This window comes from Arthrobacter sulfonylureivorans (assembly GCF_047607445.1).
Lineage (GTDB): Bacteria > Actinomycetota > Actinomycetes > Actinomycetales > Micrococcaceae > Crystallibacter > Crystallibacter sulfonylureivorans_A.
On the sequence record NZ_JBLKRT010000007.1, the window covers coordinates 88,502 to 110,721 of the forward strand.

Genomic DNA, 22,220 nt, shown 5'->3' on the forward strand with positions numbered 1-22,220 from the left:
TCCGCCCCCGGCGTTTGTGTTGCGTGGATCTGTTTAGTCCAGCCCGCGCAGGTCCAACGTCAGTTCTCCGGTTCCTGAGCCGATCACTACCGGGATGCCCCAGTCCTGCTGGTAGAGGTGGCAGGCTGCGTGGTCCGGGATCTCGCCGCCTGGCTCGCCGTCGCACGCCGCCGCCCGGGCAGTGATGTGCAGGACGCCCTCGCTGACGTCGCCGGACAACACCAGTTCGCGCTGCAGGCCAACCGAAGTGCCGCCGCCGGAAACCAGCAGGTTCTCCGGCGAGGAGGAGATCTTCAACTGGGTGGGATCGCCCCAGCGGTCATCCAGCTTCTGGCCCTTGGGGGCGGCGAAACGGACGGTCAGCGCCAGCGGGCCAGCCGACACTTCGGTCTTGGGCCGTTGCGTCTGCGAGGCCCCCTCGTCCACCGTCAGCGCTTCCTTGGGGATGGGCAGCCGGATGAGCTGGTGCTTGTTCGCCTCGACCACCAGCAGCAGCGGTTCGCCGCCGTCGGCCACGGCCGAGGTGTCCAGCAGCACGTCGGAGGGCTCGGCGAGGCCGCGTGCCAGCGTGGAGACGGTCTCGGTGGCCGGATCGTAGCGGCGTACCGCCCCGTTGTAGGTGTCCGCCACCGCCACGGAACCGTCCGGCAGCACCGCGACGCCCAGCGGATGCTGCAGCCGCGCCTCGGCGGCCGCGCCGTCGCGGAAACCAAAGTCGAACAGTCCGGTGCCAATGGCCGTGGACACCTGGACCCGGCTTTCGCCATGGACGTCCACGAAGGAGATCTTGCGCAGCGCCGACGTTTCCGAGTCCGCAACCCAGATGTTGCCGGCCGCGTCGCCGGCCAGGCCGGACGACTGGGCGAACCAGGCCACGGTGGCATCGCCGTCCTGCAGGCCCTCCAGCCCGGTACCGGCCAGGATGGCCACCTTGCCGGAGACCGGATCAAAGGTGAAGATCTGGTGCACGCCGGCCATCGCGACGACGACGGCGTTCAGTTGCGCCGACCAGTAGACGTCCCAGGGCGAACTGAGCGAGACGGCCAGCGGGTCGGCTGCCAGCTGCGTCCAGTTGGAAGCGATGGCTTCGGCGAGTTCCTCTTCCAGCGCCTCGCCGGAAGGGGCTTCGTCCGCGACGGAGCCAGGACCGGCCTGCGCCATGCCCGGTGCGGTCCGCTGGGTGTCCGCATCCAGCAGCCGCTGCACGCCGTTGCCTGCCACCGTGGTGACCCGGCCGGTGGCCAGGGATAGCCCGCGCAGCCGATGGTTCACCGAGTCTGCAATCACGACGTCGTAGCCCGCCTGGGCGCGGATCTCTTCCGGCAGCAGGGCCAGGCCCTGGGGTTCGTTGAACTTGGCCTCGCCGGAAGGCCCGTCCTGCCAGCCCTTGTCACCGGAGCCATAGGTCCCGAGCACCGTGGACAGGTCCGCGGCCAGTTCCACCAGCCGGTGGTGCCCCGTGTCGGTGACCAGGAAGGAGCCGCCTTCGGACCCCACACCGTCCGGCAGCGGGATGACCTTGCCCGGGAAGCGCAGGTCCCCGGCGGTGGTTTCCGCGGGGACGTAGGGGCCGTCGCCGCGGTGCAGCGTGCCCTTGGCTTCGTGCTCGGCCACCAGTTCCTCCATCAGCGACTCCAGGCCGCCGGCGTGGCCTTCGCCGGACAGGTGCGCCACGATGTAGCCCTCCGGGTCAATCACCACCAGCGTCGGCCATGCCCGGGCGGCGTACGCCTGCCAGGTGTCCAGCTCCGGGTCGTCCAGCACCGGGTGCTGGATCTCGTAGCGCTCCACGGCTGCGGCCAGTGCCACCGGGTCGGCCTCGTGCTCGAACTTGGGCGAGTGCACGCCGACCGTGACCAGCACGTCCTTGTACTTCGCTTCCAGCGGCCGCAGCTCGTCCAGCACATGCAGGCAGTTGATGCAGCAGAACGTCCAGAAATCCAGCAGCACAATCTTGCCGCGCAGGTCTTCCAGTCCCAGCTGCTTGCCGCCGGTGTTGAGCCAGTTGCGGCCCACTAGGTCGGAGCCACGGACCCGGTAGCTAGTGCGGATGGTCTCGGCTGCCTCTGTCATCTGGATTCTCCTTGGGTCCGGCCGGCGTTATCCGGGTCCGGAGCGGGCTCCTGCCCGTTGGTGGTTTTCGGTACGTCTTGCTGGCTGCCGGGGGTCCGGTGGCCAGCGGCGGGCCGGGCGGCCCCGGGCGGGACCATACGTTCGTCCTGCCGGGCCATCCTGGCAAACATATCGTTATAAGCTGCCAGCTCGGCGTCGTTATTCCTTTCGGCTGAACGATCTTTACGCTTTGTTTCCCGGGCATCCGAGCGCGACCACATGATCGCCACTCCGACAGCGACGCAGAGCGTGGGGATTTCGCCGACGCCCCACATGATGGCTCCGCCGACTTGCTGGTCGTCCATGGCCGAAAGACCCCACTCCCGGCCCATGCTGCCGAACCAGGAAGCCTGGATCAGGGTGGTGGAGCTGGTCAGGGCCACCCCGAAGAAGGCGTGGAAGGCCATCGTGGCGAACAGGATTAGCAGCCGCATGGGATACGGGGCCCGCCGCGGCAGCGGGTCCTGGCCGATCATCGTGAGGATGAAGATGTAGCCGGTCAACAGGAAGTGCAGGTTCATCAACTCGTGCCCGGTGTGTTCATCCAAGGCAAACCGGAACATCGGCGAGTAGTAGAAGATGATGATCGAGCCGGCAAAGTTCGCCGCGGCGAAGAGCGGGTGCGTGATGACCTGCGAGTACTTCGAATGCACCAGCCAGAGGATCCATTCGCGCAGGCCCTTGCTCCCGTCCCCGCGGGGCGGCAGCGCTTTCAGCGCCAGCGTGATCGGCGAGCCCAGGACCAGGAACAGCGGCACCACCATGGTCAGGGCCATGTGGTCCAGCATGTGCGCGCTGAAGAGCACCATCCCGTAGACGGCCGGGGCCCCGGAGGTAACGTAGGTCAGCGCCAGCAAGCCGACAATCCAGCTGACGGTCCTGGCCACCGGCCAGCGGTCGCCGCGGCGGTGCAGCCTGACGGCGGCCACCAGGTAGGCGATGCCGGCGACCAAGGCGAAGGTGACCCACAGCCAGTCCCAGCGCCAGACCGTCAGCCAACTGTTGCCGACAAGTTCGGGCGGCAGGTCGTAGCCGGTCAGGATGCGTGCCGGCGACGCATCCACCGGCAGTTCTTCCGGCGTGGGCGGCGCGGTGCGGCCCAGGGCCGTGGCAATGCCGAACACCGCTGCCATGATCAGCAGTTCCACCGTGATCAGCTGCCACAGCACCCGCTTGCCGGACAGGGTGCCGAGCTCGGGGATGATCCACTGCCGGTGCATCAAGCCGATCGCCCCCAGCAGCAGCGTGGCAAGGGCCTTGATCACCACCAGCACGCCGTAGGGGCTGGAGAGCTGGTCCAGCGAGGTGATCCGGATCGAGGCGTTGATAACGCCGGAGAAGAAGACCAGGAAGAAGCTGATCAGGGCCAGCGAAGAGTAGCGGCGCAGCACCTGGCCGGTGATGTCCTTGGTGCCCAATGTTCCGGAAATGAACGCCAGCACAATGATGCCGCCCACCCAGAGGCAGGCACCCAGCAGGTGCAGGCCGATCGAGTTGACGGCCCCGTAGTGGTCGTCGCCGCCGGCGGAGTGCCCGATCAGGGCCATCGGCAGCAGTCCGCCAATCGTGGCCAGCGCCAGCGTCATGCCCAGCCCTGGAAGCGAGCGGATGCCCAAAATGAGCGTGGCTACGATGGCTGCCACGATGGTGATGGACAGCCAGGCCTGGCCGGTGCCGATATCCGTCATGAATCCGACGAATCCGGCGGTGTAACTGGCATCTCCGCTGACCGGCAGACCGGCGATGTCAGAGAAGCTGAAGACCAGCACGGTCATCGCGGCCAGCGTCCAGACAACCGCCGCAATCGCGGCCAGCCGCAGCGCGGCGGTGAAGGCCGGATGCTCTGGCCCCTCGTCGCCTCGGCCGGGCCTGCGGTTGGGACGCAGCTGTTTGGGCAGGATCCCGACGGCGAACAGCAGCGAAGCGATGACCGCTGCCAGGGCCGTGTTGTTGACGGCCTTCGCCAGTGGGAGGGCCCAGCGGGTCAGCGCACCGGGATCCGACAGCTGCCGGGCCGCGGCAGCCCCGGAATACAGCAGCGCGGCAACTAGCGCCAGCACCAAGACAATGGCGCCGGCCAGAATCCAGCCCCGGCCGACCCCGTCTGCGGTAATCGCCGCAGGACGTGGTTTAGCTGGTGGAGCCAAGCGCTCAGCCACGACCGCCGGTGCCTCCGCCACGCTTGCTGATCACAAAAGCGGCCAAGCCTGCGGCGATGGCCAACGCGCCGGCGCCAAGTGCGACGAAGAGCCCGGTAGTGCTGGGGCCCTTCGCCTGTTCGGCGGGAGCCGCCGCGCTGCCGGTGTCCTCGGCTGCGGGTGACGTTGCAGGACCGGCCGCCGCCACCGAGAACTTCAGGTTGCCCTCGATCGGGTGGCCGTCGCTGGAAACGACGCGCCAGCCCAGCTGGTAGTCCCCGTCCGGCATCCCGTCTTGCAGCGGAATGCTGACCTTGCTGCCGCTCAGCACCGGTGCCCCCGCGGCCCAATCGGTGCCTTCGGTGTCCAGCACCTGGGTAGTGGCGCCGATGTCCATCACGTTCGCGCTGAAGCTGAGCGTGATCTCCGCCGGCGGCGTGTCCAGGACCGCGCCGTTCTCGGGAGTCGATCCGATCAGTTCGTCGTGGGCAGCGGCCGGGCGGGCCATGGCCAGTGCCAAGGCCAGCCAAAGCAGCATGGCGATCAGGGCAGCCGCGAGCAGCCGGCGAGTGGTCGCTTGCCGTGCAGCACGGAGGTGTTCCTCGCGGCGCCGCCGGGAGGCCGAAGACTCGTCGGTACTGATGCGCACCGGGGCAGGGGTGTTCAGGTGGTGGTTCATCACGTTCTTTCGTCAGGGGATGCGCTGTGTGCGCGGGTCAGAAAGCGTGATTCAACGGCGGGCCCCGGTGCCGCAAGGCCAGCAGCGGCACACCCAGGGCCGCGAACGGCTGGATCAGCAGTTCCACCGGAGCGGCCAGCCTGACCCGGGGAATGGGGCGCCAGCTGCTCAGCCTGCGCGGAGCGGCCAGGGCCACTGTTCCAACCAGCGCGGCCGCAGCATGTTCGCCGCGGCGCAGCAGCAGGACCGTGGCCGCGGCCGCAGCGAGATGTGCTGCCAGCATGGCTGGATCCGTGGCGGTGGCCGCCTGGCCGGAGACTTCTGGGAGCAGCGCTCCGGCCGGCAGCAGGGCATCATGATGGCCCGCATGGCCAAGCGCCGGAGTAAAGCCCGCAGGTGCGGCGTGGCCCAATTGGAACAGCAGGTGGTAGATGGCTTGGCTGGTGCACACTGCCACCAGCAAACGTGCCCAGGACAGCGACTTGCCGGCCAGGCCGACGCAGACCAGCCCGGCGAAGGCAAACGCCAGAAGCCAGACGGCCGGCGCGGGGACGTGGCCGCCACCGGCCAAGTGCGATAGCGCTGCGAGGGAGGTGGCCACGGCAGCGCCCAGCCAGCCGCGCAGCAGCCGACCTTCCCGCTGGACCATGCCCTCAGTCCTCCGTCCACAAATCGTCGGATGCGCGCAATGCGGCACACACCCGCCGCCTATTTTACCGCCCGTAGAAGGCCGGGGGTTAAACAGCAGGACCGCCACCGGTTGCCGGTGACGGTCCTGCGGAAGTAAAGGTGGGACTACTTCTTGGCGACAGCAGCCTTCAGCTTGGAACCAGCGGTCAGCTTAACGCTGTGGCCGGCCGGGATCTGGATGGATTCGCCGGTCTGCGGGTTGCGGCCGGTGCGGGCCGCACGGTCGGTGCGCTCGACGGCGAGCCAGCCCGGGATGGTGATCTTCTCGCCCTTGGCGACGGAGGTTGCGAAGATGTCGAAGACAGCGTCCAGGACACCGTTCACTGCGGTCTGGCTGGTGCCAGCCTTCTCTGCAACAGCTGCAACAAGTTCACTGCGGTTGATAGCCAATTTTTGTCCTCCTGGACTGCTTTGGTTTGGTCAGAGCTTCCGCGGCTGCGGAAAGCTACTGAGCGAAAACTTACCAGCTTGGCACCCCAGATCCGGCAAAATCCGCGGAATCTGGCGGTTTTTTTAGCGAATTACCCGGATTTTGAGCCGAATCCGCCCTCGGGGACTCGCTTTTTCCGCCGAGAGCATAGGATGTGCGCTTTCCGCGCGTCGCGCCGACGGAACCTTTCCGCGCCGCGGCGGACACCGCCGTCGTCATTCAAGGGGTCCTTGAGGATGCCCAGGGCGGGCCGCCCGGGCTGCACGTCCGACCGGAAGGCACCTTCCGGGCAGCGAAAAGGGCGGCGGTCCCGGACTGGGACCGCCGCCCTTCAAGCAGCTTCATGGTGAAGCCAGCAGGTTCTTACCAGCTGGACTTCTTGATGCCCGGCAGTTCGCCGTTGTGCGCCATGGTACGGAAGCGCACGCGGGAGATGCCGAACTTCTGGAGCGTGCCGCGGGGGCGGCCATCGATCTGGTCGCGGTTGCGGACGCGGACCGGAGAAGCGTTGCGGGGCAGCTTCTGCAGGCCCAGGCGGGCCTCTTCGCGGGCCTCGTCGGTCGCGTTCGCGTCGACCAGGGTCTTCTTCAGCTCGGCACGCTTCGCGGCGTAACGCTCGACAACGACCTTGCGCTGCTCATTGCGAGCAATCTTGGACTTCTTGGCCATGTTTAGCGCTCCTCTCGGAATTCGACGTGCTTGCGGATGACCGGGTCGTACTTCTTCAGGACAATGCGGTCCGGGTCGTTACGACGGTTCTTCCGGGTCACGTAGGTGAAGCCGGTGCCAGCGGTGGACTTCAGCTTGATGATCGGACGTACGTCCTTGTCCTTTGCCACTAGAGCTTCACACCCTTCGCGAGGAGCTCGGCGACGACTGCGTCAATGCCGCGGACGTCGATGGTCTTGATGCCGCGGGCCGAAACCTGCAGCGTGACATTGCGGCGCAGGGACGGAACCCAGTAGCGCTTCTTCTGAATATTCGGGTCGAACCGGCGCTTGTTGCGGCGGTGCGAGTGCGAAATGCTGTGGCCAAAGCCGGGCTCGGCTCCGGTCACCTGGCAGTGTGCTGCCATGATCTCTCCTCCAGTTGTAGTAAATATGACGGACCTGACGCAGAGTCGTAAGTAAAGCGGCCTGCGAATCTGCGTGTAAGAGCGCCCGCCACCAGTTGTGACACCGTTATTACTGCGACTTTCCGGAGGTGAACCTGGCGGGGTGAGATCCAGCCGAAGTGCCTCGCCGCGGGGAAGACGGTGAAGTCAGGTGCAGATAAACCACATCCTCCCGGGGGGGGGAGAACGGCCTATCCGCGATCCTTATTTCTAGGTAAACACGGACGCCACACAACTCCCGCACCGCCTGCCTGGGCAAGGGGGTGCCGATGCTGCGTGACTTAACGCCTTCCCATCTTAGGGGCAGCAGCCGTTTGGATCAAACCAACGACGGCGGCCCTCCCCTCGGCGGCGGATCGTCACCTCAGGCGTTCAGTCGCGGCTCGCGCAGCACCCAGCTGTTGGGCTCCAACTGCTGCACAATCTTCTTGCCGATCCGCTCCAAATCCTGCACATCCCGGCGGTCCAGTCCGTCAAAGACGGCTTGGCGCACGGCTTCCACGTGGCCCGGCGCGAGCGACTGGATGGCCGCCATGCCTTCTTCCGTGAGCAGGGCCATGGTGACCCGCGCGTCCTCGGCGCATTGGGCCCGCTCGACCCAGCCGCGGCCCTGGAGCTTCTTCACCACATGCGACAACCTGGACAGCGAGGAATAGGTCCGGGAAGCCAGTTCGCTCATCGGCAGCGAGCGGTCCGGAGCCTCGGACAGCATGGCCAGGACATGGTAGTCGAACAGCGTCAGCTTGCCCTCCCGGTACAGCGGCGCATCCAATGTGCCGGGCAACAGGGTGGACACCGCCAGCAAAGCCAGCCAGGCCTGGCGTTCTTCGGGGTCAAGCCAGCGCGCAGAAGTCATGCCTCCATTCTGCCACAAAACTTGATCCTTCAACCGTTGGGCTGAAGAACGCTGCACAGAAGAAGGACCGGCAGGGCGTACCTGCCGGTCCTTTCGTCTCCGCACTGGCTGGGGCCGGGTTCCACTCTCTGGTGGCTCGGTCCGAAGTCCGGGGTTAGACCCGGGCAGGCTCCTTGGTCTGGTGCGTCTCCGGTCCCACCCCTGGCTCCATGCCGGGTTCCGGGATCCGCTCCAGCGGCATGTGCTCCGGACCAAGCAGCGGGTTGCCGTCCTGCCCGGCAACCAATTCACGCGCCTCGGCCTGGCTATCGACGGCGGGCATTGAGCCCGGCATCGGCCGGCAGGAGCTTTCCGGCATCCGCCAGATGGCCACCAAGCCCAGCAGGGACATGGCCACCAGGTAGTACGCCGGCATCATCGTGTTTCCGGTCGCGTCGATCAGCGCCTGGGTGATCAGCGGCGTCGTGCCACCGAAGATCGCCACCGCGAAGTTATAGGCAATGCCCATGGAGCCGTAACGGCTGGCGGTGGGGAACATGGCCGGCAGCGCCGAAGCGAGAATGGAAACGTAGAAGGCGGTGGCGGTGCCCAGGATGGCCAGGCCCAGCAGGGTGGCCCAGATTTCCCCCAGGCCAATCAGCATGAAGGCCGGGACACCGAGCACCAAGGTGATGCCGGAACCGGTCATCAGCACCGGGCGGCGGCCCACCTTGTCCGACAGCTTCCCGGCGAACGGAATCGCGGCCGAGAGCAGCACCAGCACCGGGATGGTCAGCAGCGTGCCTTGGAACGCGTCGTAGCCCATGGTGTCCTGCAGGTAGGTGGGCATGTAGGAGGTCAAGGTGTAGCCCACCGTGTTGGCGGCGGCCACCACCAGCATGGCCAGCAGGATCGGGCGCCAGGATCCGGCGATGATCTGGCGGTAGGTTTTCGGCCCCTCCGCCACGGCTGCCTTGGTTTTGTCTTCCTGCGCATCCTGGGCAGCCTGGAAAGCGGGCGATTCTTCGATCTTCAGCCGGAAGTACAGTCCCACGAGTCCCAGCGGTCCGGCCAGCAGGAACGGCAGGCGCCAACCCCACTCCAGCATGGCGTCGCTTCCCAGCAGGATCTGCAACCCGGACACCACGGCGGCACCGAGGGCAAAGCCGAGATAGCTGCCGGTGTCCAGCAGGCTGGCCAGGAAACCGCGGCGCTTGTCCGGGGCGTATTCGCTCACGAACGTGGTGGCGCCGGCGTATTCGCCGCCGGTGGAGAACCCCTGCACCAGGCGGCACAGCACCAGCAGCACCGTGGCCCATCCGCCCACCGCCAGATAGGTCGGAAGCAGGCCGATGGCAAAGGTGGAGGCAGCCATCGCGATCATGGTCAGCGCCAGCGTTTTCTGCCGGCCAATCCGGTCACCCAGTCGACCGAAATACAGCCCGCCGAGCGGCCGCACCACGAAACTGGCAGCAAAGACAGCCAGACTGCCCAGCAGCCCGTCGCCCTCCTGGCCACCGGCGAAGAACAGCTGGCCCATGGTGACTGCCAGGTAGCCATAGATGCCGAAGTCGAACCATTCCATCCCGTTGCCCACGACCGTGCCGCCGACGGCACGACGCAGCATGGGCCGCTGGACCACGGTGACGTCGTCCACGCGCAGTCGCCGGCGGCGTAGCCGGGGCAGTCGCGGGGAGGATTTGGCCGGGCTTTTTCCGGCAGGAGAATCGGGCGCTACGGGGTGCGCGGCGGGCGGGTTGTCCTTCAGCATTTGGGCTTCTCTCATAGAGGTCATTTGCTTGTGACGCGTCTGAAGCCCCGCGCATTCCGGCCCGGGGCAGGCCCACGACGTTACCGGCTGGGACGTGCTCCGTCCCAGCCGAGACCCCGAAAAACGCACTCTGAGCGGGCCAAATGATCAGGTTCCGGCACGTGCAGATTCAGGCTGAAAATGCGGTCCCGGCAAGGTCCGGATTCCCGCAAGATCACGCGCCATTTTCCGCAGGCGCACTGCTGCGTTTCACCCGGCGTTCCGACGACGGCGGCGCACGAATTTTGTGAAATGCGCCACCCGACGCCCAAAACCGGCCCTAGACGACCCCGGCGCCTCCCAGCCAGGTGCCGATCAGCAGTGTGGCCACCAGGGCGAGCGCACCGCCAATCACCACCCGGCAAGCCGCCCGGAAAACCTTGGCGCCGCCAAGCCAGGCGCCGGTCGCACCGGTGGCGGCCAGGGCCACGAGAACTGCTGCGAAAGTGACCGGAATCCGCAGGTCCGCCGGCGGCAGCAGCATGGCCAGCATGGGCAGGGCTGCACCGAGCAGGAAGGCTATGGCGGAGGCGAAGGCCGCATGCCACGGGCTGACCAGGTCGTCGTCCTGCATATTCAGCTCCGCGTGCAAGTGTGCCGCGAGCGCATCGTGTGCGGTCAGCTCCTTGGCCACCTGCATGGCCGTCCCCGGTGTCAGTCCGCGGTCTTGGTAGAGCGCGGCCAGCTCCGCAAGCTCTTCCTCCGGTTGTTCCTGCAGTTCCCGTTGCTCCTTGGCGATCAGCGCCTTCTGGCTGTCGCTGGAGCTGGACACGGAGACGTACTCACCCAGGGCCATGGAGATGGCACCGCCGATCACCGCCGCCAAGCCTGCTGTCAGCAGCGTCCCGAAGTCGCTGGTGGCGCCCGCAACGCCCACCACGAGCGCGGCAACGGAAACAATCCCGTCGTTCGCGCCGAGGACACCGGCGCGCAGCCAGTTCAGGCGGGCGGCGAGGCCGGTAACATCGTGCGGCTCATCGTCATGGAACTCCGGTTGGTCAGCTGGCTGGGTCCGGGCATCTGCGTCCATGGTCTAAGCCAAGCACTCCGGGCGCCCGGCTTCCAGACAGGACAGCCAACCCTCAGCAGCCGGCCGGGATCTCTGCCAGGCCCGGCAGCCTTGTTCAGGCGGTGGCGTGCAGCCCGGTCAGCTGGGGGTACTTCGGTGAGAGGGCATCACCGGAGGAGGTGCCGCGCAGCCGGCGGCCGATCCACGGGCCCAAGTACTCACGCGCCCAGCGGACATTGGCCACCATGGCAGCACGGCGGGACAGCACCGCCAGGTCCGGCAGCGCCGGCAGATCGATCACGTCCTCCGCCTGCAGCACTTCCAGCACCTTTTTGGCCATCAAGGTATGGCCGGCGATGGACATGTGCAGCCGGTCGGCGTCCCAGTAACGCCAGTCGCGGAAATCGCGCATCCGCCAATAGTCAACGATCTTCGCTCCGTGCAGGTCGGCGATTTCCCGCACCCATTCGTTGTAGATGGCGGTACGGCCCCGGGTCTTGCCGAAGACCGCAGAGGCCACGCTATCGAAGCCGGTGAACAGCACCACATCGGCACCGGTGGCCGCCAACTTGCCGACGCCGGACTCGTAGCCGGCCATCAGGGCGTCGATGTCCACTCGAGGGCGCAGGATGTCGTTGCCGCCGGCGTAGAGGGTGACCATGGTCGGCTTGAGCGCGACGGCGGCGTCCACCTGTTCGTCCAGCACTTGGGCAATCTTCTTGCCGCGGATGGCGAGGTTGGCGTAGCCCCAGCCGGAGTCGGCCAACATGAGCTGCTCGGCAACCCGGTCCGCCCAGCCGCGCACCCCATTGGGCAGACTGGGGTCGTAGTCCCCTACTCCTTCGGTGAACGAATCCCCCAGAGCCACAAACCGCTTTGTAAAAGTCACCGGTTCAGATTAACAAAGAACCGCTCTAGCCGCGGCTCGGCTCATCAACCAAGCCGCGCGGCCCTCAGCTGCCGCTGCGCGGGGCATACATGATGACCGCGACGCCGGCGAGTGCGATGCCGGCACCGACGTAATCCCAACGGTCCGGCTGGAATCCGTCCAGCAGCATGGCCCAAGCCAGCGACCCCGCAATAAAGACGCCTCCGTACGCGGCCAGCACCCGGCCGAAATTGGCGTCGGGCTGCTGCGCGGCGATGAAACCGTACAGGCCCAGTGCCATCACGCCCAGGCCAGCAAACCACCATGCCCGTCCCTCGCGCACGGCCTGCCACACCAGCCACGCTCCGCCGATCTCAGCGACGGCGGCCAGGACAAATAGAATGGCGGATTTAGCGATCGTCATGCAGCCATTGTCCCAAGCCGCCAGCCGCCCACTGCGCCGTTAGTGGTTGGTCAGCTCCCGGATGGCTTCCTCGAAAATTTCGTGATGCCGTTCGACGTCGGCGCTGGTGGTCTGCGGGGACATCAGCGCCATGTTGTGGAACGGGGTGAGCAGGATGCCGCGGTTGGCCAGATACAGGTGCAGGTAGTCTTCCAGCGCGCCGTCGTGGCTGGCCGCCGAAGCGGTTCCGTTCCGCGGCGCCGGGCTGGCGAACCGGTATTCGGCACGCGCGCCGAGTTGGGACACCGACCACGGCAGCGAATAGCTGTCGATCACCCTCTGGATGCCGGCGGCGAATTCGGTGGCCCGGCCGATCATCGATTCGAAGGCCTGGTCCGTCAAGACGTGTTCCAGCGTGGCGCGCATGGCCGCCACGGACAGCGGGTTGCCGGCCAATGTGCCGCCAACGCCGCCCATGTCCACCAGGTCCAGATCGGCCCGACCCAGGGCCCGCTCGGCCAGTTCGGCGCTCAGCCCGTAGGCGCCGCACGGGATGCCGCCGCCGATCGATTTGCCGATCACCACGATGTCCGGCTCCAGCCCCCACGCCGCCGTTGCCCCGCCAGGACCGGCGGAGAAGGTGTGCGTCTCGTCGATGATCAGCAGCGTCCCGTGCCGGCGGGTCAGCTCCCGCACACCCTGCAGATAGCCCGGTTCGGGCAGCACGATGCCGATGTTGGTCAAAGCCGGCTCCATCAACACCGCTGCCACGTCGCGGTGGGCCAACTGCCGCTCCAAGGCAGCGAGATCGTTGAACTCCGCCACCCTGCTGGTCTCGGTGACATCCACCGGCGCGCCGACATTGCCCGGGCGGCTCATCCCCTCACCGTCGGAACCGGCCACGATCAGCGACTCATCCACCGACCCGTGGTAACAGTACGGATTAAACAGGATCTTGCCCCGGCCGGTCAGCGCGCGGACCAGCCGGATGGCCCAGCGGTTGGCGTCCGTGGCAGTGAGCGAAAAGCTCCAGCGTTCCACGCCGAACCGCCGCGCCAGTTCCGCCCCCACCCACTCTGCATCGGCTGTGGGCAACATCGTCGCCAGTCCGCCGTCGTCGGAAACCCGCCGGATGATCGCGTCCACGGTGGGCTGTGGGGAATGGCCGGCCATCGCACCGGTGTCCCCCAGCGCAAAATCGATGTACTCCAGGCCGTCCACGTCCCACACCCGGCAGCCGCGCGCCCGTTCCAGATAGAGCGGGAAGCCGCCCGCCTTCTTGTTCATCCAGGTCATCGGGACCTTGCCGAAAAGGTGGGCGGCGCCGTCGTACAACGCTTTGGACTGGGGGTGCTTGGCTTCGAAGTCCTGCAGCTCGCGGTCGAACAGTTCAGCCAGCCGGGTGCGGTCGATCATGAAGTGCTCCTCTCAACGGGCCGGCAGCGTGCCGGGCGACGGGGGTGTCAGCGGGCGGCCAGCATTTTGCGGCGGCGGTGCGCCAGGACCTGGCCGCCGATCACGATCAGCAGCGCGATGATGAACATCGCCGAGCCGATCACATTCGCCTGCGCAGGAATGCCGCGGGTGGCAGCCACGTAGATGAACTTCGGGAAGGTGTCCACAGCGCCGGAGTTGAAGTTGGTGATGATGAAATCGTCGAAACTGATCGCGAAGCTCAGCAGGCCGGCCGCCACGATTCCGGGCAGCAGCAGCGGGAAGGTCACGCGCCAGAAAGCCTGCATCGGCGAGGCATAAAGGTCTGCCGCTGCTTCCTCCAGCTTCGGATCGAGGCTGGCCACCCGCGCCTTGACGGTGACCACCACGAACGAGATGCAGAAGACGGTGTGCGCGATGATGATGGTCCCCTTGCCCAGCTCCGCGCCCACATTCAGGAACTGCGCCAGCAGCGAGGCGCCGAGGACAACTTCGGGGGTGGCCAGCGGCAGGAAGATCAGCATGTTGGCGGTGGCGTTGAACCGGAACCGGTAGCGTACCAGCCCGATGGCGATGGCCGTTCCGAGGACGACGGCGATCAGTGTCGCCGTCGCGCCGATCTGCAAGCTGTTTCCCAACGCCGCACAGACTTCCGGGGCGCCGCACGGGTTGCGCCAGTTGTCCCAGGTAAAGCCGCGCCAGGTGAGGTTGGTGCGCCCGGCGTCGTTGAAGGAGAACACGAAGACGTAGGCAATCGGGACCAGCAGGAAAATGAAGGCCAGCCCGCCGATCACAGGTACCAGCCAGCGGCCGAAGGAGTTTTTCACCGTGGTTTCCCCCTACAGCAGTTCTTTGGTGCCGAAGCGGCGGACGTAGATGAAGACCAGGGCCAGGATCGCCAGCATCAGCACGAAGGACAGCGCCGACGCCCCTGGATAGTCGACCACCCGGAAGAATCTGGAGTCCACAACCTGCCCGATCATGGTGGTGTCCCGGTTGTTGCCCAGCAGCGAGGAGTTGATGTAGTCGCCGGCAGCGGGAATGAATGTCAGCAGCGTCCCGGCGATCACGCCCGGCATCGACAGCGGCAACGTTACCGTTCGGAACGTGGTGAAGCCGCTGGCGTACAAGTCGTTTCCGGCCTCGATCAGGCGGAGGTCCAGCCGCTCCAGGTTCGCGTAAATGGGCAAGGCCATGAACGGCAGGAAGTTGTAGGTCAGGCCGCAGACCACGGCAAATGCGGTGGCCGTGAGCCGCCCGTCGTCGGGCAGCAAAGCGAGGGCGCGGAGCACGGAAACCACCGGGCCCTCGTCGGCCAGGATCTGCTTCCACGCCTGCGTGCGCAGGATGAAGCTGGTGAAGAACGGGGCGATGATCAGCACCAGCAGGATGCCGCGCAGCAGGGCATGGTTGCGCAGCCTGACCGCAATCAGGTAGGCCATCGGATAGCCGATCGCCAGCGCCGCCACCGTAGCGATCAGGGCGAAAGCGAAGGACCGTAACAGTTCCGGCCAGTAGCTGCCCAGCATCCGGACATAGTTGTTGAACTCCAGCGCCGGCACAAACTGGCCGATGTCGGCTCCCGGCGGCTTCGTATAGAGCGACGTCGCGAGCAACGAGAACACTGGCAGCACAAAGAACAGCAACAGGAAGACAAAGCCCGGCAGGATCAGCCAGTAACCCATCCGGCCCCGCCGGCGGTCCTCCTTGAGTTCGCCGCTGCCGGGCTCGCCGTTGCCGCGCCGTTTATCCGGTGCCGGCGTTTCGTCCGCCGTCGTGGTCTGGGTGCTCATCACTCGTCAGCCTCGGGCGCCCCGTACTGTGCGTCCTCGGCGCCGTCCAGGCCGAACGCGTGCTCGGTGTCCCAACTGAGCACCACGCCGTCGCCAGGCTGGGCCAACTGCTGGCCGTGGTTCTGGCTGAAGACTCCCACGGTCCCGATCCCTGGTACCTCCACCAGGTAATCGGTGCTGACCCCGGTGAATGAGGTGTCCAGCACCGTGCCATGCAGCACGTTGGCCGCGTCCGCGGGCGCGTCCTGCGGCCACATCATCCTCAGCTTTTCGGGCCGGATGCCGATCAGGGTCTTGCCGTGGTGCACGGTGGCGCGCTCCTTGAGCACCGCCAGCCGGTTCCCGTTGGCATTGACCACGACGGCGTCGCCGCGGTCCTCCACAATCTCACCGGCGACCAGGTTGGACTTGCCCAGGAAGTTCGCCACGAAGACGGTGCGCGGCAGTTCGTACAGTTCGCGCGGCGCCCCCATCTGCTCCACCTTGCCGGCATTCATGACGGCTACGGTGTCCGCCATGGTCATGGCTTCCTCCTGGTCGTGCGTGACGTGCACAAAGGTCAGGCCGACTTCGGTTTGGATCTTCTTCAGTTCCACCTGCATTTGCCGGCGCAGCTTCATGTCCAGGGCACCCAGCGGCTCATCCAACAACAGCACCGCCGGATGGTTGACGATGGCGCGCGCCAAGGCGACCCGCTGTTGCTGTCCGCCGGAGAGCTGGGCCGGCCGGCGTGCGGCCAGGTGCGACAACTCGACCAACTCCAGCGCCGCCTCGGCTTGTGCCCGGGCATCGCGGACTTTGCGCCGCCGGAGCCCGAAGGAGACGTTGTCCAACACACTCATGTGCGGGAACAGCGCGTAGTTCTGGAAGACCGTGTTGACTGGCCGCTGGTGGGCGCCGGATCGGCTGATGTCCTTGCCGCCAATGCTGATGGTCCCGGAGGTGGGCTGTTCCAGGCCTGCCACCATGCGAAGGGTGGTGGTCTTGCCGCAACCGGAGGGCCCCAACAGGGCGAAAAACTCCCCTGCCGGGATGGTCAGGTCGAGCTCCTCCACCGCGACGAACTCGCCGAACCGCTTGGTGATGGACGTTAACACCAGGTCCGCTCCGCTTTCGTCGCCGACGGCACCGGCTTTTTCTGTCTGCAGTGGTGCCTGAGTCATCAGTTGCCGATCGCCTGCTGGAAGCGGTTGCTGAAGTCGGTTTCCTCATCGGCTTCCAGGCTGCGGAACACGCTGACCTTGGAGAGGTCTTCCTCGGTCGGGAAGATCAGCGGATTGTCCACCAGCTCCGGATCGATCTTCTCCATGGCTTCCTTGGCGCCCTCCACCGGGCAGATGAAGTTGACGTAGGCGGCGGCGGTCGCTGCGTTCACCGGGTCGTAGTAGTAGTTCATCAGCGCTTCCGCATTCTTCTTATGCGGCGATCCGATCGGCACCATGAGGTTGTCCGACCACAGGGTTCCGCCGGCTTCCGGAATGGCGAATTGCCACTTGTCGCCTTCCTCGAAGTTCAACTGGGTGATGTCGCCGGACCAGCAGATCACCGCTAGCGCGTCACCGGAAATCAGGTCCTCCTTGTAGGAGTTGCCCTTAACCTGCCGGATTTGGCCGCTGGAAATCTGCTTCTGCAGCACCTCCAGCGCGGCGTCGTATTCGTTCGCGCCCCAGTTGCCCGAGATGTCCACTCCGTTCTCCATCATCAGCAGGCCCATGGTGTCGCGCATTTCGTCCAGTACTTCCACGCGTCCCTTGAGCTCCGGTTTCCACAAGTCGCTCACGGTCTTCAGTCCGCCCGGGACGGCTTCTTTGTTCCAGGCGATACCTGCGTAGCCGGACTGCCAGGTCAGCGAATTCTTCCGGCCGGGGTCAAAGTCAACGTTCTTCAGGGTCTCCAGCAAGTTGGCCGAATTCGGGATGTTGGCGTGGTCCAGTTCCTGCGTGTAGCCCAGCCGGATCAGGCGCGCAGCCATCCAGTCGGTCAGCGTGATGATGTCCTGGCCAATGTCCTGGCCGGCGGCGAGCTGGCCCTGGATCTTGCCGAAATAGGTGTCGTTGCCGTCAATGTCCTCGGAGTAATTGGCCTGGATGCCGCTCTGCTTAATGAACGCCTCGAGTGACGGGTACGTCTGGGTGGAGTCGTCGTAGTCCAGATACAGCGTCCAGTTGGCCCAGTTGACTTCCTTTTCCTGGTCGGACAAGTCCGCCGCTGGCGACAATCCGCCCGAGGCGCTGGTATTCGACGAGCTGCCGGTGCCGCCGGTGCCGCAGGCGGCGAGCAGCCCGGCCAGCGTGAGTCCTCCGGCGCCCATCAGTACGTTGCGGCGGGACATCTGCGCAGAAATCAGGCCGCGCAGGCGTGGGTCTTCAGGTAGTCGTTTCGGCATCTGATGCTCCCCAGTCGTCGGAGTGGACCTCACTTGGTGGGTTGATACTCCCAGACACCGGAGGGGCCCGACAATAGTTTCAGTTGTAAATTTTCGGTTACACGACGGATTCCGAAGCGGGGCCTGCCTTCCGGTTTGCGATTGCCCTGCCGTGCGGTGCACCCGCGAAGTATGCGCCGCCGGACCGGACCTCCCGCAGCACGAAAGGCTTGTGACCCGCTTCACAACAGATAGTAACCGCAAGAAGTTCGTATTTCGATAGCTACCGCTGCATATTTTTTCGAATCCACTACTTGCGCAAGCCGCAGACAACGGATTCAATAGCAAGCAGTCCCGCCGATGGCGGAGATCCGTTTCACAGGAGGTGGATACGCTTGACCTTGCTTCCCAGTGCCGGGCACGGCCACAACGGCAACTCCCACGCTGCGGTGGACGAGGTCTCCAAAGCCATCATCGAGCAATTGCAGGAAGACGGCCGGCGCTCCTACGCCGCAATCGGAAAAGCCATTGGCCTCTCCGAAGCGGCGGTACGGCAACGCGTGCAGAAGTTGACCGACGCCGGCATCGTGCAGATCGTAGCGGTCACCAACCCGTTGCAGTTGGGCTTTGCCCGGCAGGCCATGCTGGGCATCAAGACCGCTGCCGACCTGCTGGAGGTGTCGGACAAGATCGCCGCCCTGGACCAGGTGGATTACTGCCTGGTCACCGCCGGATCATTCGACATTCTGGCCGAAGTTATTTGCGAAAACGACCAGGATTTGCTGCGGCTGGTCAACCAGATCCGCGGCATTCCGGGCGTCCTGAGCACTGAAACATTCATGTACCTCTCGCTGCGCAAGCAGGAATACAACTGGGGAACCCGATGACACAGACATCAGCATCGCCAAGCACCAGGCTTCCGGGCCAAGGAACACCGGCCGGGACCACCACCGACGCACCGATCCGCCGGACGTACACCACGCCGATGGGAACGGACCGCCAGCAGGCTGCCCGCGACCATCTGTGGATGCACATGGCACGCCATGCACCGCTGGCCGCCGGAGGCAACGTTCCGGTGATCACCCGCGGCGAGGGCCACCTCATCTACGACGACCAGGGCCGCGAGTACATTGACGGCCTCGCCGGGCTCTTCGTGGTGCAGGTGGGCCACGGCCGCGAAGAACTCGCGCAGGCCGCCGCCCGGCAGGCCAAGGAACTGGCCTTCATGCCGCTGTGGTCGTATGCGCACCCGGCCGCCATTGAACTGGCCGAGCGCCTTGCCCACCATGCCCCGGGCGACCTGAACCGGGTCTTCTTCACCACCGGCGGCGGCGAAGCCGTGGAGACGGCGTGGAAGCTGGCCAAGCAGTACTTCAAGCTGCAGGGCAAACCCAACAAGACCAAGGTGATCTCGCGCTCGGTCGCCTATCACGGCACTCCGCAGGGCGCGCTCTCCATCACCGGCATCCCGGATATGAAGGCGCCCTTCGAACCGCTGGTCCCGGGTGCTTTCCGCGTTCCCAACACCAATCAGTACCGCGCGCCTGTGGGCCTGGAAGACCCGAAGGCGTTCGGCCGCTGGGCTGCGGACCGGATCGGCGAGGCCATCGAGTTCGAGGGTCCGGACACTGTCGCCGCGGTGTTCCTGGAACCGGTGCAGAACTCCGGCGGCTGCTTCCCGCCGCCGCCCGGGTACTTCGAGCGGGTACGCGAAATCTGCGATGAGTACGACGTCCTGCTGGTGTCCGACGAGGTCATCTGCGCCTTCGGCCGGATCGGTTCCATGTTCGCATCCACCGATTTCGACTACGTGCCGGACATGATTACCTGCGCCAAGGGGATGACCAGCGGTTACTCACCGATCGGTGCCATGATCGCCTCGGACCGGCTGTTCGAGCCGTTCAAACACGGCGACACCACCTTCTACCACGGCTACACCTTCGGCGGGCATCCGGTCTCCGCCGCCGTCGCGATGGCCAACCTGGACATCTTCGAACGCGAGGGCCTCAACGACCACGTCAAGGAAAACGCCCCCGCTTTCCGGAAGACCCTGGAAAAGCTGCTGGACCTGCCGATCGTCGGGGATGTCCGGGGCGAGGGCTACTTCTACGGAATCGAACTGGTCAAGGACAAGACCACCAAGGAGACGTTCAACGACGAAGAGTCAGAGCACCTGCTGCGCGGCTACCTGTCCAACGCACTCTTCGACGCCGGCCTGTACTGCCGCGCCGACGACCGCGGCGACCCCGTGGTCCAGCTGGCGCCGCCGCTGACCGTGGGCCAGCGCGAGTTCGACCAGATGGAACAGATCCTGCGCTCTGTGCTGGTGGAGGGCATGAACCACCTCTGACAGCACTCCCCTGACCCCAAGGGAGGGATCTCCACGCGGCCGGATCTCCACGCGGCTGGATCTCCACGCGGCCGCGAGCGGCCTTGGTCGATCACCGGACCTTGGTCGTGCGAGCGGCCTTGGTCGATCACCGGGCCGTGGTCGAGCACCGGGACCTTGGGATGAGATGGCGGCGGGTGGCAGGCTCATAGCCAGCCACCCGCCGTCGTTGTCAGCCTTCGCCGCGGACCTGCCGCAGCCAGACGCGCCGCGCATCCAGGTACGGTTCGATGTTGTCTACACTCCGCAATTGCACCCGGTCGGGATCAAGTCCGGCGGCTTCGATCATGATGCCGTAGCCGTCGCGCTCGGCTCCGGCCCACCATTTTGGGCCTTCCTGCCAGAGGGCAAACTCCACCTCGTGACCGTCGACGGCGATGCCCACCATCCGCGGTTCCTGCAGCTCCAGCTCGTTGAGTTTCTGCCGGAAGGAGTCCTTGTCCGGTGGCATCGGACCCGCCCCCAGCCGCATCGTTCGGATGCTCTGGTTCACCCCATGCACCGTGGTCAGCACCTGGGCATGCGGCATGCCCAGACCTGGATCGCCGTGCAGCAGCCCGTGCGGGCCGTTATCTTCAATCCATTCCCCCACCATGCCGGGGCCGTCCCAATCGGCGAGCGCGAAGCAGGGTAGCCCGGGGAACGTCTCCCGGATGCGCTGTTCACCTTCCGCCACCATGGCCCAGAAACCGTCCGGTTCCACCTGTCCGTCTACGTCCATGGATTTAGTATGGCAGCGGACGGGTCAGCTGCGCCCGGAAACTTTATCGGCCACCCGGGCGATCAGCGAGGTGGATTTCAACCGGCCATTCTCGGCGCGGTCGGCCGCGTGGTAGGCGGCGTACATGGCCTGGACGGCGATCCAGCGCAGCGGTTCCACTTCCCAGCGGCGCACCTTCCGGTTCACCCACGGCATCCGGGTCAGCTCGCTGCCCGGATCCACGATGAGGTCGCGCAACGTGCGGGCGGCAAGGTTGGTGGCGGCCACGCCGGTGCCCACATATCCCCCGGCCCAGCCCAGCCCGGTCTGCGGATCCAGGCCCACCGTGGCCTTCCAGTCGCGCGGGACGCCCAACACGCCGGACCAAGCGTGCTCAAGGCGGGCGCTGCGGGTGGCAGGGAACATCGAATGCAGGATGTCGGCCAACTGCGCCAAGGTTTTCGGCTGCGTGGCGCCGTCGGCATCCAGGCCGGAGCCGTAACGGTAGGGCACGCCGCGGCCGCCGAGTGCGATCCGCCCGTCGGCCGTGCGCTGCGCGTACATGTAGGCGTGGGCCATGTCGCCCAAGGCCTCGGCCCCGTCCCAGCCGATCTGCGCCCAGACGTCCTCCGGCAGCGGTTCGGTGACAATCAGCGAGGAGTTCATCGGCAGCCAGTCCCGGTGCGCCGACTTCAGGCCGGCGGTGAACCCTTCGGTGGCGCGCAGGATGTACCGTGCTTCCACGGTCCCGCGGTCGGTCCGGGCCTGGCCCGGCAGGATCTCGGTGACGGTGGTCCCTTCGTACAGCCGCACTCCCATCCGCCGGACGGTCTCGGCCAGCCCGCGGACCAGCTTGGCCGGCTGGATCCGCGCGCAGTGCGGCTGGAACAGCGAACCCACCGCCCGGTCAATCCGGATGCGCTGGCTGGTCTCCGCCGCATCCAGCAGCCGGGCGCCGGCCTCGGGCCAGACCGACTCCGCCGCGGCCCAGTCCTGCAGCCGCTGCAGCTGAGCCGGGTTCCGGGCCACAATCAGTTCGCCGCCCTTGGCAATGTCTGCGTCGATGCCCTCGGTGGCGGCCACCCGGATGACCTCATCCACGGTCTGGTTCAGCAGCGTTTGGAACCGGCCGGTCAGCTCGCGGCCGTGGCTGGCCGCATAGTCCCCGCGCCCGCCGGTCATGCTGTTGGTCAGCCAGCCGCCGTTGCGCCCGGACGCGCCGAAACCGGCGAAGCGGCTCTCCAGCACCACCACGTCAAGATCCGGCCGCGCCTGTTTCAGGTAGTAAGCCGTCCACAATCCGGTGTAGCCCGCGCCGACCACGGCGACGTCCGCCGTCGTGCTCTCCGTCAGTGCCGGGCCGGGCTGGGGCAGCCCTCCGTCGGCATACCAAAAAGACACTTCGCCGTTGACGATCGCCACACCAACTCCTTGTCCCGGCCACCGGATCA

At 66.1% G+C, this 22,220-nt stretch carries 22 protein-coding genes; 2 read left to right on the forward strand and 20 right to left on the reverse strand.

The annotated features are described in order from the left end of the window. Positions 1–33: 33 nt before the first annotated feature. From ACMX2H_RS05185 to ACMX2H_RS05270, 18 genes are all read right to left on the reverse strand, one after another. Positions 34–2,073 (reverse strand): NHL domain-containing thioredoxin family protein, encoded by a 2,040-nt coding sequence (locus ACMX2H_RS05185; RefSeq protein ID WP_414959359.1) that lies wholly within the window; start codon positions 2,071–2,073, stop codon positions 34–36. Beyond that, positions 2,070–4,271, reverse strand: coding sequence for a cytochrome c oxidase assembly protein (locus tag ACMX2H_RS05190; RefSeq protein ID WP_414959361.1), 2,202 nt, complete (start codon positions 4,269–4,271; stop codon positions 2,070–2,072). The genes ACMX2H_RS05185 and ACMX2H_RS05190 overlap by 4 nt, the downstream gene beginning before the upstream one ends. Continuing rightward, the gene (locus ACMX2H_RS05195; RefSeq protein WP_414959363.1) at positions 4,264–4,929 is read right to left on the reverse strand and encodes a copper resistance CopC family protein; all 666 of its coding nucleotides are present in this window, start codon (positions 4,927–4,929) and stop codon (positions 4,264–4,266) included. The genes ACMX2H_RS05190 and ACMX2H_RS05195 overlap by 8 nt, the downstream gene beginning before the upstream one ends. Positions 4,930–4,966: 37 nt before the next feature. Further along, entirely contained in the window at positions 4,967–5,578 is a 612-nt protein-coding gene (locus tag ACMX2H_RS05200) for a hypothetical protein (protein ID WP_414959364.1), read from the reverse strand. 146 nt (positions 5,579–5,724) lie between these two features. Beyond that, on the reverse strand, positions 5,725–6,009 hold the full coding sequence (locus ACMX2H_RS05205) for an HU family DNA-binding protein (RefSeq protein ID WP_136785733.1): 285 nt from the start codon (positions 6,007–6,009) through the stop codon (positions 5,725–5,727). A 403-nt stretch (positions 6,010–6,412) separates the two neighbouring features. Beyond that, positions 6,413–6,718, reverse strand: a complete 306-nt coding sequence (gene rpsN, locus ACMX2H_RS05210; RefSeq protein ID WP_127512988.1) for a 30S ribosomal protein S14 — start codon at positions 6,716–6,718, stop codon at positions 6,413–6,415. A gap of 2 nt (positions 6,719–6,720) precedes the next feature. Next, positions 6,721–6,888, reverse strand: coding sequence for a 50S ribosomal protein L33 (rpmG, locus tag ACMX2H_RS05215; protein WP_127512989.1), 168 nt, complete (start codon positions 6,886–6,888; stop codon positions 6,721–6,723). Continuing rightward, complete coding sequence (rpmB, locus tag ACMX2H_RS05220) at positions 6,888–7,124, reverse strand: 50S ribosomal protein L28 (protein WP_136785732.1); 237 nt, start codon at positions 7,122–7,124, stop codon at positions 6,888–6,890. The genes rpmG and rpmB overlap by 1 nt, the downstream gene beginning before the upstream one ends. A 403-nt stretch (positions 7,125–7,527) precedes the next feature. Beyond that, positions 7,528–8,019 (reverse strand): MarR family winged helix-turn-helix transcriptional regulator, encoded by a 492-nt coding sequence (locus ACMX2H_RS05225; protein ID WP_414959367.1) that lies wholly within the window; start codon positions 8,017–8,019, stop codon positions 7,528–7,530. Between the two features lie 154 nt (positions 8,020–8,173). After that, positions 8,174–9,784 carry an MFS transporter gene (locus ACMX2H_RS05230; protein WP_414959369.1) on the reverse strand — a complete coding sequence of 537 codons (1,611 nt, stop codon included), beginning with the start codon at positions 9,782–9,784 and terminating at the stop codon, positions 8,174–8,176. Positions 9,785–10,088: 304 nt separating this feature from the next. After that, complete coding sequence (locus ACMX2H_RS05235) at positions 10,089–10,838, reverse strand: VIT1/CCC1 transporter family protein (RefSeq protein WP_414959371.1); 750 nt, start codon at positions 10,836–10,838, stop codon at positions 10,089–10,091. A gap of 94 nt (positions 10,839–10,932) precedes the next feature. Beyond that, positions 10,933–11,706: an SGNH/GDSL hydrolase family protein gene (locus ACMX2H_RS05240; RefSeq protein ID WP_414959372.1), complete on the reverse strand. Its 774-nt coding sequence runs from the start codon at positions 11,704–11,706 to the stop codon at positions 10,933–10,935. Between the two features lie 64 nt (positions 11,707–11,770). Next, positions 11,771–12,109, reverse strand: a complete 339-nt coding sequence (locus ACMX2H_RS05245) for a YnfA family protein (RefSeq protein ID WP_414959374.1) — start codon at positions 12,107–12,109, stop codon at positions 11,771–11,773. 39 nt (positions 12,110–12,148) lie between these two features. Further along, positions 12,149–13,504, reverse strand: coding sequence for a transaminase (locus tag ACMX2H_RS05250; protein WP_414959375.1), 1,356 nt, complete (start codon positions 13,502–13,504; stop codon positions 12,149–12,151). A 47-nt stretch (positions 13,505–13,551) separates the two neighbouring features. Beyond that, the gene (locus tag ACMX2H_RS05255) at positions 13,552–14,349 is read right to left on the reverse strand and encodes an ABC transporter permease (RefSeq protein WP_414959377.1); all 798 of its coding nucleotides are present in this window, start codon (positions 14,347–14,349) and stop codon (positions 13,552–13,554) included. A gap of 12 nt (positions 14,350–14,361) precedes the next feature. Continuing rightward, on the reverse strand, positions 14,362–15,315 hold the full coding sequence (locus ACMX2H_RS05260) for an ABC transporter permease (protein ID WP_414959379.1): 954 nt from the start codon (positions 15,313–15,315) through the stop codon (positions 14,362–14,364). Further along, entirely contained in the window at positions 15,315–16,478 is a 1,164-nt protein-coding gene (locus ACMX2H_RS05265; RefSeq protein WP_414959381.1) for an ABC transporter ATP-binding protein, read from the reverse strand. Before ACMX2H_RS05265 ends, ACMX2H_RS05260 begins: the two co-directional genes overlap by 1 nt. Then, complete coding sequence (locus ACMX2H_RS05270; RefSeq protein WP_414959382.1) at positions 16,478–17,701, reverse strand: ABC transporter substrate-binding protein; 1,224 nt, start codon at positions 17,699–17,701, stop codon at positions 16,478–16,480. Before ACMX2H_RS05270 ends, ACMX2H_RS05265 begins: the two co-directional genes overlap by 1 nt. 380 nt (positions 17,702–18,081) lie before the next feature. Between ACMX2H_RS05270 and ACMX2H_RS05275 the strand changes: the two genes are divergently transcribed. Both ACMX2H_RS05275 and ACMX2H_RS05280 read left to right on the forward strand, forming a co-directional pair. Further along, complete coding sequence (locus tag ACMX2H_RS05275) at positions 18,082–18,567, forward strand: Lrp/AsnC family transcriptional regulator (RefSeq protein WP_414959406.1); 486 nt, start codon at positions 18,082–18,084, stop codon at positions 18,565–18,567. 98 nt (positions 18,568–18,665) lie between these two features. Further along, the gene (locus ACMX2H_RS05280; RefSeq protein WP_414959407.1) at positions 18,666–20,030 is read left to right on the forward strand and encodes an aspartate aminotransferase family protein; all 1,365 of its coding nucleotides are present in this window, start codon (positions 18,666–18,668) and stop codon (positions 20,028–20,030) included. Between the two features lie 211 nt (positions 20,031–20,241). Here ACMX2H_RS05280 and ACMX2H_RS05285 read toward each other — a convergent pair whose 3' ends face one another. Together ACMX2H_RS05285 and ACMX2H_RS05290 are read right to left on the reverse strand one after the other, a co-directional pair. Continuing rightward, the gene (locus ACMX2H_RS05285) at positions 20,242–20,790 is read right to left on the reverse strand and encodes a hypothetical protein (protein ID WP_414959383.1); all 549 of its coding nucleotides are present in this window, start codon (positions 20,788–20,790) and stop codon (positions 20,242–20,244) included. Between the two features lie 24 nt (positions 20,791–20,814). After that, positions 20,815–22,185: an NAD(P)/FAD-dependent oxidoreductase gene (locus tag ACMX2H_RS05290; protein WP_414959409.1), complete on the reverse strand. Its 1,371-nt coding sequence runs from the start codon at positions 22,183–22,185 to the stop codon at positions 20,815–20,817. Positions 22,186–22,220: the final 35 nt, after the last annotated feature.

Coding starts and splice junctions, on each gene's coding strand:
- ACMX2H_RS05185 (WP_414959359.1), bottom strand. CDS start 2,073: ATGACAGAGGCAGCCGAGACCATCCGCACTAGCTACCGGGTCCGTGGC.
- ACMX2H_RS05195 (WP_414959363.1), bottom strand. CDS start 4,929: ATGAACCACCACCTGAACACCCCTGCCCCGGTGCGCATCAGTACCGAC.
- ACMX2H_RS05200 (WP_414959364.1), bottom strand. CDS start 5,578: ATGGTCCAGCGGGAAGGTCGGCTGCTGCGCGGCTGGCTGGGCGCTGCC.
- rpsN (WP_127512988.1), bottom strand. CDS start 6,718: ATGGCCAAGAAGTCCAAGATTGCTCGCAATGAGCAGCGCAAGGTCGTT.
- rpmB (WP_136785732.1), bottom strand. CDS start 7,124: ATGGCAGCACACTGCCAGGTGACCGGAGCCGAGCCCGGCTTTGGCCAC.
- ACMX2H_RS05225 (WP_414959367.1), bottom strand. CDS start 8,019: ATGACTTCTGCGCGCTGGCTTGACCCCGAAGAACGCCAGGCCTGGCTG.
- ACMX2H_RS05230 (WP_414959369.1), bottom strand. CDS start 9,784: ATGAGAGAAGCCCAAATGCTGAAGGACAACCCGCCCGCCGCGCACCCC.
- ACMX2H_RS05235 (WP_414959371.1), bottom strand. CDS start 10,838: ATGGACGCAGATGCCCGGACCCAGCCAGCTGACCAACCGGAGTTCCAT.
- ACMX2H_RS05245 (WP_414959374.1), bottom strand. CDS start 12,109: ATGACGATCGCTAAATCCGCCATTCTATTTGTCCTGGCCGCCGTCGCT.
- ACMX2H_RS05250 (WP_414959375.1), bottom strand. CDS start 13,504: ATGATCGACCGCACCCGGCTGGCTGAACTGTTCGACCGCGAGCTGCAG.
- ACMX2H_RS05260 (WP_414959379.1), bottom strand. CDS start 15,315: ATGAGCACCCAGACCACGACGGCGGACGAAACGCCGGCACCGGATAAA.
- ACMX2H_RS05265 (WP_414959381.1), bottom strand. CDS start 16,478: ATGACTCAGGCACCACTGCAGACAGAAAAAGCCGGTGCCGTCGGCGAC.
- ACMX2H_RS05270 (WP_414959382.1), bottom strand. CDS start 17,701: ATGCCGAAACGACTACCTGAAGACCCACGCCTGCGCGGCCTGATTTCT.
- ACMX2H_RS05280 (WP_414959407.1), top strand. CDS start 18,666: ATGGGAACGGACCGCCAGCAGGCTGCCCGCGACCATCTGTGGATGCAC.
- ACMX2H_RS05285 (WP_414959383.1), bottom strand. CDS start 20,790: ATGGACGTAGACGGACAGGTGGAACCGGACGGTTTCTGGGCCATGGTG.